Source organism: Halorhabdus rudnickae (genome assembly GCF_900880625.1).
Lineage (GTDB): Archaea > Halobacteriota > Halobacteria > Halobacteriales > Haloarculaceae > Halorhabdus > Halorhabdus rudnickae.
In genome coordinates, this window is the sequence record NZ_CAAHFB010000001.1 from 1,363,305 (window position 1) to 1,374,848 (window position 11,544).

Annotated in this window: 11 protein-coding genes; 9 read left to right on the top strand and 2 right to left on the bottom strand. The window is 65.0% G+C overall.

Annotated features, from left to right (window positions below; all coding sequences use genetic code 11):
* The first annotated feature begins 73 nt into the window (after positions 1 to 73).
* Positions 74 to 1,735 (top strand): phospholipase D-like domain-containing protein, encoded by a 1,662-nt coding sequence (locus BN2694_RS06810; protein ID WP_135663693.1) that lies wholly within the window; start codon positions 74 to 76, stop codon positions 1,733 to 1,735.
* Positions 1,736 to 1,755: 20 nt separating this feature from the next.
* Here the strand turns inward: BN2694_RS06810 and BN2694_RS06815 are convergent, their stop codons facing one another.
* Positions 1,756 to 3,672 (bottom strand): DHH family phosphoesterase, encoded by a 1,917-nt coding sequence (locus tag BN2694_RS06815; RefSeq protein WP_135663694.1) that lies wholly within the window; start codon positions 3,670 to 3,672, stop codon positions 1,756 to 1,758.
* 124 nt (positions 3,673 to 3,796) lie between these two features.
* Here BN2694_RS06815 and BN2694_RS06820 point away from each other — a divergent pair, with 124 nt between their 5' ends.
* The 3 genes from BN2694_RS06820 to BN2694_RS06830 all read left to right on the top strand — a co-directional run bounded on the left by BN2694_RS06820 (position 3,797) and on the right by BN2694_RS06830 (position 5,309).
* Positions 3,797 to 4,306 carry a Mov34/MPN/PAD-1 family protein gene (locus BN2694_RS06820; protein WP_135663695.1) on the top strand — a complete coding sequence of 170 codons (510 nt, stop codon included), beginning with the start codon at positions 3,797 to 3,799 and terminating at the stop codon, positions 4,304 to 4,306.
* Positions 4,307 to 4,349: 43 nt separating this feature from the next.
* Positions 4,350 to 4,778 (top strand): adenylyltransferase/cytidyltransferase family protein, encoded by a 429-nt coding sequence (locus BN2694_RS06825; protein WP_135663696.1) that lies wholly within the window; start codon positions 4,350 to 4,352, stop codon positions 4,776 to 4,778.
* A 75-nt stretch (positions 4,779 to 4,853) separates the two neighbouring features.
* On the top strand, positions 4,854 to 5,309 hold the full coding sequence (locus tag BN2694_RS06830) for a hypothetical protein (protein WP_135663697.1): 456 nt from the start codon (positions 4,854 to 4,856) through the stop codon (positions 5,307 to 5,309).
* 7 nt (positions 5,310 to 5,316) lie between these two features.
* On the opposite strand, the gene BN2694_RS06835 is transcribed toward BN2694_RS06830, so the two are convergent.
* Positions 5,317 to 6,516: a pyridoxal phosphate-dependent aminotransferase gene (locus BN2694_RS06835; protein ID WP_167879974.1), complete on the bottom strand. Its 1,200-nt coding sequence runs from the start codon at positions 6,514 to 6,516 to the stop codon at positions 5,317 to 5,319.
* A 185-nt stretch (positions 6,517 to 6,701) separates the two neighbouring features.
* Here BN2694_RS06835 and BN2694_RS06840 point away from each other — a divergent pair, with 185 nt between their 5' ends.
* From BN2694_RS06840 to BN2694_RS06860, 5 genes are all read left to right on the top strand, one after another.
* Positions 6,702 to 8,531, top strand: a complete 1,830-nt coding sequence (locus BN2694_RS06840) for a flippase activity-associated protein Agl23 (protein WP_135663699.1) — start codon at positions 6,702 to 6,704, stop codon at positions 8,529 to 8,531.
* 82 nt (positions 8,532 to 8,613) lie between these two features.
* Entirely contained in the window at positions 8,614 to 9,807 is a 1,194-nt protein-coding gene (locus BN2694_RS06845; RefSeq protein ID WP_135663700.1) for a 5-(carboxyamino)imidazole ribonucleotide synthase, read from the top strand.
* A 62-nt stretch (positions 9,808 to 9,869) separates the two neighbouring features.
* The gene (locus tag BN2694_RS06850; RefSeq protein WP_135663701.1) at positions 9,870 to 10,511 is read left to right on the top strand and encodes an AIR carboxylase family protein; all 642 of its coding nucleotides are present in this window, start codon (positions 9,870 to 9,872) and stop codon (positions 10,509 to 10,511) included.
* A 75-nt stretch (positions 10,512 to 10,586) separates the two neighbouring features.
* Positions 10,587 to 11,009: a hypothetical protein gene (locus tag BN2694_RS06855; protein WP_135663702.1), complete on the top strand. Its 423-nt coding sequence runs from the start codon at positions 10,587 to 10,589 to the stop codon at positions 11,007 to 11,009.
* A gap of 127 nt (positions 11,010 to 11,136) precedes the next feature.
* The gene (locus tag BN2694_RS06860) at positions 11,137 to 11,541 is read left to right on the top strand and encodes an NADH-quinone oxidoreductase subunit A (RefSeq protein WP_135663703.1); all 405 of its coding nucleotides are present in this window, start codon (positions 11,137 to 11,139) and stop codon (positions 11,539 to 11,541) included.
* Positions 11,542 to 11,544 lie beyond the last annotated feature (3 nt).

Genomic DNA, 11,544 nt, shown 5'->3' on the forward strand with positions numbered 1-11,544 from the left:
TCTGGTTTTGTGTCAGTCCTGTTCCGGAGAACAGTCCTCGGGTTCAAGTAGGTGACCGGAGCCAGACGCCAGCGTGCGTCGTGTGGTCGTCGTCCTGCTGATTGTGGGGGTCCTCATCAGCTGCACACCAATCACTGCCGGGAACCCGGATTCTACGGGGGCCGAAATCGTCGCCGTCTATCCCAATCCGGTCGTCGACGGCGACGCGGGCGAGTACGTGATCCTTTCTGTCCCGGAGGACACCGACCTGACAGGCTGGACGCTATCGGACGACGACGCCACCGTCGCCCTGCCGAACGTGACGGCGTCGGGACGGATCGCCTTCTCGACGGACCCCGACAGAGCGAGAAGTCTGACCGACGCGACAGTATACGGACTCGATGGACACCTCGCGCTCGCCAACAGTGGCGAGAACCTGACAGTCAGTGATGGACGGGAAGTCGTCGCTCGAATCAGCTACAGGGATGCCCCGGAAGGCGAAATCGAGCGCGTCGAGGACGACCGGATCACGTGGGAACTTCTCGGCGGGACGGACTTTCCCATCCGGACTGCGGGTCCCGGACAGGTACGGACGTTCGTGTTGCCCGACGCGGGCGGCCTGCCGAGCGACGTGCTCGCCAGCGCGGACGATCGTATCCTGCTTGCGGGATACACGTTCAGTTCCCGAACGGCGGCGAACGCACTGATCGCCGCAGAAGAACGCGGCGTCGACGTCCAGGTACTGCTCGAAGGTGGCCCGGTCGGGGGGATGTCCACAGCTCAGGCAGAACTGCTCGATCGGCTCGCGGCCAACGGCGTCACCGTCCGGATTGTCGACGGGCCGTACGCTCGCGTCGATCACCACCACGCAAAATACGCCGTCGTCGACGATCGAGCGCTGGTACTGACGGAGAACTGGAAACCCGCGGGGACGGGGGGAGCCTCCAGCCGCGGCTGGGGCGTTTTGCTCACCCAGCGGAACCTCGTCGCTGACCTCGCGGCGACGTTCCAGGCCGATTTCGGGTGGCGTGACGCCGTTTCCTGGGAGCGGTTTCGCGAGGGAGAGAAGTTCAGCGAAGGAGGGCGAACAGATGGAGAGTTCGGTCAGCACTATCGACCGGAGACCCATCGGGCGACCGGCGCGGCGTTGCTCGTCGCCCCCGATAACGCAGAATCATCCGTTATCGACCGTCTCGACGCCGCCGAGGCGTCGATCCACGTCATCCAGGTCGGCGTCGGCGGTCCCGACCAGGCCTTCGTACGGGCGCTGAAACGGGCCGCCGAGCGTGGTGTCGATGTCAGACTCCTGCTCTCGCGGGCGTGGTACGCCGCGGAAGAGAACCGGGCAGTGGCCGAGGACCTCGAACGCTGGGCCGACCGCGCTGACGCATCACTCTCGGTCAGGCTGGCCCGGCCCCGCGATCGCTTCGAGAAGATCCACGCGAAGGGCGTCGTCATCGACGGCGAAGAAGTGTTAGTGGGCAGCCTCAACTGGAACGACCACTCCGCACGGGAGAATCGGGAAGTCGTCGTCGCCCTGGAGGGGCGGGGGCCGGCCGGATACTACGAGCGGGTGTTCCGTGGCGACTGGCGGGCCGCAGTCTGGCGACTCTCGATCGGACTCGCCGCGACCGTCCTCGTGGCAATCGTGGTCGCGACGCTGGTCGGCCGGCGAATCGAGTTCAACGGGAGTGTCGGGGTCAGTGCCGCGAGAGAAGACGACCCCGTCGACGCGGCGATCGAGGAAGGATTTTGACGACTCGGGCTCGCCGGTAGTCAGACCTCGTCGGCGAAGGCCGCCGAACTGTGCAGTTCTTCGTCGATCTCGGCGGCAGCCATCTTCCCGACGAGGGCGTCGATGACGTCTTCGCGCCGTCCTTCGACGAACTTGATAGAGCCGACGACGAGATGACCGCCGCCGCTGACGCCGCCACCGGGGATCTCCTCGCGCAACTGTTCGACCATCTCGGGGATGTCGAGTCGGACGCCGTCGCTTCGGAGGACGGCGAAGTCCGGGCCGTACCCGATCGTGATGACGGGATCGCCCGTCTCCTCGACTTTCCGATCGTGGATCGTACCCGTCGTCTTGCCCGGTGCAGGATAGGTAAAGCGTCGGGCCGCGTTCTCGACGTCGATCCGATAGAGCTGGGCGCCGTTCTCCAAGGATTCGTGTTCGACGTGATCCATCGCGGCGTCGAGTTGCTCTTCGACATCGCGCTCGGCCCGACTTGCGAGGAAGTCGACGATCTCCGCGTGGCGGTCGAGGTCCTCGCAGTCGACGTTCAGCACGTCCCTGATGAAGGGCTCGCCGGCGTCGTAGCGCAGCCAGTGGGTGGCGTAATCGAGCGCCTCGCCGACCTCTTCGAGACGCTGGCGGTCGTACCCGGCCTCGGCTGCGAGATCGAGGTACTCGGCCATCGCGTCGGCCTCCGATCGGTCCGAGAGGCCGGCGACCGCCGGCACGTGTTCGAGGTCCTCGGTGATCGACGGATCGAGCATTCGCGCCAGTTCCACACAGAGCATCCCCGTCGTGATCCGGTAGTCCTCGCCGTGGAGATAGGGGTTGACGTGCTCGGCGACCAGATCGTCGACGGCCTCGGGATCCGGGTGGTGGTGGTCGACGACGACGATCGGGACATCGTAGTGAGCCAGGTTGCGGTAGGCCGGAGTGTCCTCTTCGGTCGAGCCGTTGTCCAGCATCAACAGGAGCGGGAGCTTCTGGCCGTGGCGTTCGCGGCTCTCCAGGGCGTGGTTGAGGTCGCGGGTGACGTCCTCCATCTCGTAGTAGGGCGCCTTCGAGGGGAGTCGTTTGAGGAGGTGTCGCGTGGCGTCGCCGCCAGCGTGGACGTCCTCGATGACGTTCTCCAGTGCGATCGACAGCGGGACGCTCGCACAGATCCCGTCGCCGTCGGCGTGGTGACGCATTCGGATCGGTCGGCCCTCGATGACTGCTTCGCGGAGGCGACGCGCGACGTCTTCGAGGTCCGAAAGCAACGGCTCAAGGGCCGGCCATTCGACGAGCGGGTCGACATCGTGGGGCTCGGCGGCCTCACGCTTGGCGGATGCAAGGCGCTCGCGGACATCGTCGGCGGTCTCGCCCTCGAGCACTTCGAGGGACTCGACCTCGATCTGGTAGGCGTCATCGCGTTCCTCGACGCGGCCCCGGACGGTCACCAAGTCCTCGACATCGATGTCGGGATAGGCTCTGACACCGGCCTGTTCGAAGGCGGCACAGGGAACGATTCGGGCGCCGTCGCGGACCTGAAAGATGGTCGGACCGCCAGTCTGGCGGACCTGGACGACCTCTCCCTCGAGGCTGACGGACTCGCCGACCGACGCCGCGAGGTCGTCGCCGTTGACGCTGTCGTCGAACTCGACGGCGACCGTCCGGTAGTCGTCGGGTCGGCGCTCGGCGAACGCGAGATCGCCGTCCTCGCGGACGGTCTCGAGTTCGACGATCAGTTTATCGCCGGTCGAATACGAGGCCTGCAGGTTCGACTCGTGAACCAGTCCGGAAACCTCCTCCGAGAGGTCGACGAAAACACCGTACTCGACGACGCCGTTGACTGTCGCGTGGTACATCGCACCCTCTTCGACATCGTCGAAGGGACAGCGCGGATCGAGGTCATAGACGACCGGACGGTCGTCGTCCGACCCCTTGGCCTCGTCTTCGGAATTAGACGAAATCGACATTATAGGTCCCTTTCGGCGTCGTCGGGGTTTCAAGCTTTGGAAACGCCAGTCGGCGTCGTCGGTCGTCGGCGTCCGTTCCGTCCGCATCGGAACCCTTAGAAGGCGTCCGACCGGACCCTGGCCCATGCGGCTGTTTCGCTCTGAAGGCGTGATCGGCATCGCCGAGGCGGCGCTGTCGTTCGCCATGGCGGCGAGCCGGGACAGCCATCCCCACGAGTACATGGGCATGCTGCGGGGCGAAGACGCCCGTTCGCTCGGTCTCGACCGCGACGGGACGGTCGTCACGGATGTACTGATTATCCCGGGCACCGAATCCAATCCCGTCAGCGCGACCGTCAAGACGAGCATGATCCCCAACGACATCCAGAGCGTGGGATCGATCCACTCCCACCCCAACGGTGTCCTCAGACCCAGCGACGCCGATTTGGCGAGTTTTCAGCGCGGTGACGTCCACATCATCGTCGGCGCCCCCTACGAACGCGACGACTGGCAGGCCTTCGACAGTCAGGGCGAGCCCATCGACCTGGACGTTGTCGACATCGACCCGCCCGAGGAGTCCTTCTTCGACTTCACTCAGGCGGACATCGACGAGGAACTCCGCGAGGAGAGCGAAAGCCGGGAGGGCTGGCGATGATCCCACGGTGCGGGTGGACCACCCGCGGTGAGGTGACTGCTCGATGACCGACGTGCTCGCCCAGGGCACCTTCGATCTGTTGCACCCCGGCCACTTGCACTATCTCCAGGAAGCGGCCGGCAGAGGCGATCGACTGCACGTCATCGTCGCCCGTGGCGAGAACGTCACGCACAAGCAACCGCCGATCCTGCCGGACCGCCAGCGCCGAGAGATGGTCGCCGCGTTGGAGCCCGTCGACGCGGCACACCTCGGCCATCCGGATGACATCTTCGTCCCCGTCGAGCGGATCGACCCCGACGTGCTGGTATTGGGCTACGATCAGCATCACGACCGCAAGGACATCGCTGATGCGCTCGCCGAGCGCGAGATCGACTGTACAGTCCGCCGTGCCAGCGCGTACGAACCCGACTACGAGGGTGCGGTGCTCTCGACGGGCCGAATCGTCGAACGAATTCTCGCGAGACACGAGTGAGGCGAGTCCCAATCACTCGAACACGCAATAGCAGGCCACAACGTTTAGGTAGCGTGCTCATGCAGTCAGCCACATATGTCAATGCAGACAGGGTATTCCAGTGGGCGATTCGATGCCGGAACGGGACTGATCGGAGTCGGTGCGCTGGTTGCGGTGGTCGGGGCCGTCCTTCCCTGGCTCACGATCACCGGCGGCTTCGGTGACGGGCAGAGTGCGAACGGTTTCGACATGATTTCGGACGCGGTACTCCCACTCTTCAGCCCGATCCTGACGATCGGGCTGGCGGTCGTGGCCGTCGTGTTGACCCTCGGCGTGCCGGACAACGACCTCGCTCGTATCGGTGAGATCGTGGCCGGCGTCGTGATCGCATTGGTCGCCGTGATCTTCGTCGTCTCGCCTGGAGCCGTCTTCGGCGGTGGCATGGAAGGGGAACTCGTCGGGGCGTTCACGGATCCGGGCATCGGGATCCTCGTCACGCTTGGGGCAGGTAGCGCTATCGCTGCCGGCGGGGTCGTGAAGCTGGTCGGCTGAGAGAGAACTACAAGAGGTCCGCCTCGGCCAGTCGCTCGACGCCCTCCCGAAGCCGTTCTCGACTCGCAGCGTAGGAGAGTCGAACGTACCCCGGCGTCCCGAACGGGCTGCCGGGCACAGTCGCGACATGAGCCTCCTCGACAGCTTCCTCGGCCCATGCTTGATCGTCTTCGCCGACGGGGAGCATCATGTAGAACGCACCTTCCGGCTCGGGGACATCCTTCCCGTACTCGGCAAAGAGCTCAACCAGCATGTCCCGGCGCGCTTCGAACGCCGAACGCATCTCATCGATACTCTCGTCGGTGTTGTTCAGGGCCTCGACCCCGGCATGCTGGACGAAGTTGACTGCACACGTCACCGAATGAGAGTGGAGTTTTCCGGCCTGCTCGACGAGTTCCGCTGGGCCGGCGAAATAGCCCAGCCGCCACCCCGTCATCGCGTAGGCCTTCGAGAACCCATTGAGCGTGATCGTTCGGTCTTCCATCCCGTCGAGGGTGCCTAGACTGGTCGCCTCGTGGCCGTCGTAGGTGATCTCCTTGTAGATCTCATCAGAGATGACCGTGATGTCGTGCTCGACAGCCAGGTCCCGGACGCCCTCCAGGGCAACGTCGGTGTAGATCGAGCCATGGGGGTTGCCGGGCGAGTTGACCACGAGCAGTTCGGTTTCGTCGGAGACAGTCGCTTCCAGGTCGTCCAGTGCGGGTTCGAGATCGAAACCGTGAGCGGCAGTGTCGACGCGCGCAAGCGATCCACCGGCGAGTTTGACCATCGCTTCGTAGGAAACCCACGCGGGATCGAGGAGACAAACCTCGTCGCCAGAGCGGGACGAAGTCCCGCTAGCTGACGGGCCACGCCCGTCAGCACCGTCGATCAGCGTCTGGAAGACTTCGTAAAGCGCCTGCTTGCCGCCGGGCGTCACGAGGACGTTCTCCGTGCCGTACTGCGTGAGACCGTCGGCGTGCAGTTTCTCGACGATGGCATCCTTGAGTTCGGGGATGCCATCAGAGGGCGTATAACCCGTCGCTCCCGCGTCCATCGCCGTCTTTGCGGCGTCTTTGATATTCTCGGGCGTATCGAAGTCCGGTTCGCCGACGCTCAGGTCGACAACGTCGACGCCCTCGCTCTCGAGTTCGGCGGCGAGGTTGCTGATCGCGATGGTCGCGCTCGGTTCGACTCGTGTGACGCGCTCGGCGAAGTCCATGTGCATAGTGTCTCCCTGCGGGGTCGCCGATCACGCTCGGGGGACCGGCACACCCGTGGTCGTGCTCTGTCCTGGCTCCGCGGCGCTAATAGATGTACCGCTCCGATGGGCGGCCACACCTCGAACGGGTCCGTTTTTCGAGAAGCGCGATACCAGAAGGATTCTAATCCCCCGGCGCACAGCAAGCCAATATGTCTGAGTCTGCAGACGCCGCCGACGCCCCCGCTCCTGGCGGCGCCGTCGGTCGGATCACTGCGTTCGTCCGCGCACGTCCGGTCGTCGTCGCCGTCGTCGCGCTGACGATCGCCGGACTGCTCGCCCGCTTTGCCTTCCTGGGGTTTCGCGTCGCCCACTGGGACGAGGCTCGCGTGGCCCACTGGGTGGATTACACCCGCGAGACCGGTCACTTCACCTATCGGTACATCATCCACGGCCCGTTCATTCAACACGCTGGTCGCGTGCTGTTTGATCTCCTCGGAACGAACGACTTCGCCACGCGCGTCCCGGTTGCCATCGTCGGGGGACTGCTCCCGCTTACCGCCTTGCTGTACCGCGACCACCTCGACGACATCGAGACGGTCGTCCTGGCTGCATTCTTCTCGGCGAACCCCGTCCTGCTGTACTACTCGCGGTTCATGCGCAGCGACCTGCTGGTCGCGACGTTCATGTTCGCCACGTTCGGCTTCCTCCTGCGCCTCCAGGCCTCGCGAAAGCCGCGGTACCTCTATGCGGCGATAGTCACCCTGGCGCTCGGCGTCGCCTCGAAGGAGAACGCGATCCTGTATGTCCTCACGTGGCTCGGGGCCAGCGCGTTGCTGTTGGACGCAACGATGTTCCGACCGCGGAACTACCGGAGTGGGTTCGGATTCGCGGCGAGCAAGGTGGCAGCGGCACGCGAACGAGTCGCCGCCCTGAACCGTCCGACTGTCGCGCGATACGTCGGCCACACCATCGCGCTCGCGGTGGTCTTCGTCGGGTTGTTCGTGCTCTTTTTCGCACCGCGTGGTGCCGGACTCGACGGACTCACCTATCCGCCCACTGATCCGAGTTCGAACGTTGGGCTGTGGGACGCTGTCGGAGATCCGACGAAGCTCCCCGAGCTAGTCGGGCACACACTCACTTACGCCGTCCCCGAATACGTTTCCTGGGGCGGCGGCGTCCAAGAACTCACGGTCGGCGACTATCTGACGCGGATCGGCGGGATGGCCCGGGGGATGGCCCTCAAGGCGGCCCCGCTCGTTGGGTTCGCAATCGTCGGCTTCCTTCGAGAACGATACGCCGTCACCGAGAGCCGGCCGCTGGTGTTGTTCATGTTCTATGCCGGCGGGGCGTCGATGGTCGGGTATCCCCTGGCGCTGTCGATCGATACCGGCTGGGCGTGGGGGATGACCCACGTACTGGTTCCGCTGGCAATCCCGGCCGCGGTCGGTCTTGGGATGGTCAGTCACTGGGGACTCGACGCCGTTCGGTCGAGAGATCGAGTCGACGCCAGCCTCGCGGTGATGGTCGTCGGACTCGTTGGACTGGTGGTCGTCTCGACGGCACTGACTACGGCTTACGCACCGAACAACCGCGCCGAGGACAACCCGATCGTTCAGTACGCCCAGCCAGGGGACAATCTTCGGCCAGCCTTAGAGCAGCTCCAGACGATCGCTGCCGAGCACAACGGGACGGACGTACTCATCTACGACGGGAGTACAGACGACGGTGGCTATCTCAGAGACGATCCCGAGAGTGCCGACTTCAATTTCAGGCCGGTCTGTACCGAATGGGGCAACACGCTCCCGCTGAACTGGTACCTCGTAGCCTACGACGCCGAAAGCGACTGCGTCAACGACACCGGAACGCTCTTCGAGCGGACGGGCGGCGAAGATCCCGTCCCCGTCGTGATCACCCGCGACGCCGATAGCACTCTCTCGGACGACGCGCTGGCGGAGGACTATCGCGATCTCACGTACCGGCTCCGGACGCACGGCTCGGAAGCCACGTTCTGGATCCACGAGGACTGGCAGTCGGACTGATCCGGCGTCGCCGCCGCGGATCGAAAACCGTCGTTCACCCGGTTTTGAAACGCTTAACCGTCACCGCTTGAATCCCTCGCACATGCAAACGACCCTGCCCGGCCCGACCGTCGGCGTCGTCGGCGGCGGCCAACTCGGACGGATGCTCGGAGAGGCGGCCCCACCACTGGGGATGGATCTGATCGTAATCGATCCGACACCCGAGGCCCCGGCCGCGCCCGTCGCCCGCGAGCAACTCGTCGCCGACTTCGACGACCGGGAGGCACTCCGTGAACTCGCCGAACGCGTCGACTACCTTACCTACGAGATCGAACTCGCCGGGACGGGCGTTCTGGAAGCGGTGAGCGAGGAAACGGGGACGCCGGTCCATCCCCATCCCGACACGCTCCGGACCATCGAAGACAAACTCGTCCAGAAGCGTCGCCTCGAGGACGCGGGAGTTCCGGTCCCGCGGTTCCGGGGCGTCGACTCCCTCGAGGAACTCCGGGACGCACTCGGGGAGTTGGGCTATCCGGCGATGTTGAAGGCCCGCGAGGGCGGGTACGACGGCCGCGGGAACGTCCCGATCGAGTCACCGGACGACGTAGCGGGCGCCTTCGAGACGATCGTCGAGGCCGCTCCCGACGCGAGCCCGGCGGATCCGTCTGGCGCGGCGATGGTCGAGGCCTTCGTCGATTTCGAGCGTGAGCTCGCCGTTATGGGGGTCCAGGGCGACGGCGAGCGCGATACGTTTCCCGTCACCGAGACAATCCACCGCGAGGAGATCCTCCGGGAGACGGTTTCGCCGGCCCGGGCCGATCCCGCGGTTCGTCAACGCGCCCGGGAAGTCGCCCTGGACGTCCTGGATGTGATGGACGGCCGGGGAGTTTTCGGGATCGAGTTGTTCGAGACGGCGGACGGTGACGTCCTGCTCAACGAGATCGCTCCGCGACCGCACAATTCGGGACACTGGACGATCGAAGGCTCGCTGACCTCACAGTTCCAACAGCACCTTCGGGCGGTCGCTGGCTGGCCCCTGGGGGCGACCGACCGCCGCTCGCCGACGGTGACTGCGAACGTCCTGGGCGACGTCGAACAGCGCCAGGACGCGACGCTCCGGAACGTCGATGTCGTTCTCGAAGCCGACGGCGCGGCAATGCATTATTACGGCAAGCGGGAAGTTCATCGCCTGCGGAAGATGGGGCATATCACGGCTGTCGGAGACGACGACGCTCCAGACGAGCTACTCGCACGGACGCGGGATATTCGAGACAAGTTGACATTTCGGTCGGACTGATGTCTCAGGTGCGGTCGACTGATCCCGACAGAGTTAGGCACCGTCCACGAACAGACTCCCGCATGACGACCGCCCAGAGCGTCCACTCGTTGATCGACCAACTCGAAGCAGAGGCCAGGATGGACCGCCCGACAGAGGAAACACCGGAGATCGGGATCATCATGGGGTCGGACTCGGACCTCGACGTTATGGCCGGTTCCGAGGCCGGCCGGCCGGGAGCCCACGATGTGTTGACCGAAAAACTGGGCTTCGAGGAACAGACCGATTACGAAGCGCCGCCGGAGGCGCGGTTCAGCTTCGAGACGTTCGTCGTCTCGGCTCATCGGACGCCCGAACTCATGTACGCCTACGCCGAGACCGCCGAGGATCGTGGGCTGGACGTGATCATCGCAGGCGCGGGCGGGAAGAGCGCGGACCTGCCGAACATGACAGCCTCGATCGCCTATCCGCTGCCAGTGATCGGCGTGCCGGTCCAGGAGAAATCCGTCGATTCGGTGATCGGGATGCCACAGGGCGCGCCGCTCGTGGCCGTCGACGCGGGCAAGTCATTCAACGCTGCCCTCTCGGCCGTCCAGTTGCTCGCTCGAAAGCACCCCGAACTTCGGGATCGTCTCCTCGACTATCACGACGGTCTCCAGCAGGACGTCGGCGAGGTTTCGCGGACTCTCCACGAGAACGGGACGCCGGACTTCAGAGACGAGTGACTCCACCGTAGTGTGGTTTTCGGCAAGGGGTAGCGACCACAAGGCACTTTCTGCCGGTGGCCCCAGACGCGTCCAATGCCCTCCAAGCACTCCCGGCGGGCGATCCTCCAGGGGACGGCGGCCGCCGTCCCGGCCGCGCTCGCCGGCTGTTCGGTCCTCGACTCCGAGTCGAACACCCTCTCGGTCTCCGTGGGAAACGCCGACGATCGGGAACATCTGATCGCCGTCTCGCTGCTCAGACGCGATCGCAGGGAGTTCGTGGACGCCCGGGTCAAATGGTGGCACCACCAGCTTGCACCCGGCGAGCAAGCCGAACACGACAACGCCGTCCCCGCGCGTCGCTACATCGTTCGCGTTGCAGTCAACGGAAACTCCCTCGATCACTACCACTACTATCCGTCCGGCTGTGCAGACGACGTCGAGAACCTCACCGTGTGGGTCGATCGACCGAGTGGCGACGACGCACTCGCGGCCGACTTTGTGCAAAGTTGGTGTTAGGTTGACCCGACAGTTCGATCCATCCAACATCCCGAAAACGGCAACATAGCCCGCTACTGCGGGCGATTCCCGCTGAAACACTGAACCCTTATGTGGGACCGCTCCCAAACCGATCCAGAGAGACCGAATGAGCAATCCCTGGATCGCGATCGGGGCCCTGGCGGTGGTCGGCCTGGCCATCCCACTGGCGATGATGGCCGTCTCGGCCCTGCTCCGCCCGAGCGTCCCCGAACAGAGCAAACGAGCCACCTACGAGAGCGGCGAGGTGCCCACCGGCGACACGCGGATCCGGTTCAACATCCAGTACTACATGGTCGCGTTGCTGTTCGTCGTCTTCGACATCGAGACTGTCCTCATCTTCCCCTGGACGGTCATCTACAGTGACGCGGTCGACGCCGTCGGCCTCGGCCCCGCCCTGCTACCGATGGTGGTATTCATCGGTATTCTGGCCGTCGGCCTCGCCTGGGCGTGGCGTAACGGCGCAGTCAGGTGGGTGCGCAGTCCGCGCGCACAGCGACAGTACAGCGAGTGACAC

Coding starts and splice junctions, on each gene's coding strand:
- BN2694_RS06815 (WP_135663694.1), bottom strand. CDS start 3,672: ATGTCGATTTCGTCTAATTCCGAAGACGAGGCCAAGGGGTCGGACGAC.
- BN2694_RS06820 (WP_135663695.1), top strand. CDS start 3,797: ATGCGGCTGTTTCGCTCTGAAGGCGTGATCGGCATCGCCGAGGCGGCG.
- BN2694_RS06825 (WP_135663696.1), top strand. CDS start 4,350: ATGACCGACGTGCTCGCCCAGGGCACCTTCGATCTGTTGCACCCCGGC.
- BN2694_RS06830 (WP_135663697.1), top strand. CDS start 4,854: ATGTCAATGCAGACAGGGTATTCCAGTGGGCGATTCGATGCCGGAACG.
- BN2694_RS06835 (WP_167879974.1), bottom strand. CDS start 6,516: ATGCACATGGACTTCGCCGAGCGCGTCACACGAGTCGAACCGAGCGCG.
- BN2694_RS06840 (WP_135663699.1), top strand. CDS start 6,702: ATGTCTGAGTCTGCAGACGCCGCCGACGCCCCCGCTCCTGGCGGCGCC.
- BN2694_RS06845 (WP_135663700.1), top strand. CDS start 8,614: ATGCAAACGACCCTGCCCGGCCCGACCGTCGGCGTCGTCGGCGGCGGC.
- BN2694_RS06850 (WP_135663701.1), top strand. CDS start 9,870: ATGACGACCGCCCAGAGCGTCCACTCGTTGATCGACCAACTCGAAGCA.
- BN2694_RS06855 (WP_135663702.1), top strand. CDS start 10,587: ATGCCCTCCAAGCACTCCCGGCGGGCGATCCTCCAGGGGACGGCGGCC.
- BN2694_RS06860 (WP_135663703.1), top strand. CDS start 11,137: ATGAGCAATCCCTGGATCGCGATCGGGGCCCTGGCGGTGGTCGGCCTG.